This is a genomic window from Neisseria sp. P0021.S006 (genome assembly GCF_051956895.1).
Genome location: NZ_JBQCWZ010000861.1, coordinates 1 through 614, shown reverse-complemented (window position 1 = coordinate 614; position 614 = coordinate 1). Strand labels below are relative to the sequence as shown.

At 55.0% G+C, this 614-nt stretch carries 1 pseudogene; it reads right to left on the bottom strand.

Features of this window, described 5'->3' with window-relative positions:
* A pseudogene (locus tag ACTHUM_RS17550) lies at window positions 1-614 on the bottom strand (AMP-binding protein); the annotation flags it as partial.

The window sequence follows — 614 nt, the reverse complement described above, 5'->3', positions numbered from 1 at the left end:
CGGATAAACTGCTGATATTTTAGATTTTCGATGCGGATGACGCGCTGTTTGCCCCATGGCTGGGGCGCGATTAGGTTGCGCACCCATTGCAGCTCGACCACGCCGGGAACCAGCGGGAAGGTGGCAAAATGGCCGCCGAAATAAACCAAATCCAAAGGCACGCGCCCGATAAAAGTTTCGGTATTGGTTTCATCGTCAGATGATGTTTTCGACCAAACGGGAGAAGTTTGGGCAACGGTAAAGGCCGTCTGAAAATCCGACGCGGCTATTTTGGCTTGGGCATTGCGCGGCAGGTTGTCGGTAAAACGCCAGTAACGCGGCAGGGCGATGGTGTCCTGCGTGGCGGCCAAATGGCGTTTGAGCGTATCTGCGACCGCAGCGTGGCCTTTCTCACGCAAGGCGGCGATACCGTCTGCGTTCAATGCCGCCCATATGGCAATGCGTTGGTGTTGCGGATGACGGCCGCAGTGGGCGTCGGCAATCCAAGGGTGTTGTAAAAGTTCGTGTTCGATTTGGGTCAGCGACACGCGTTTGTCCTCAAATTTAATAATGCGGTCTTGGCGACCGAGTAACAGAAAACCGTCATCTTGCGGCTCGATCAAATCGGCGGTTTG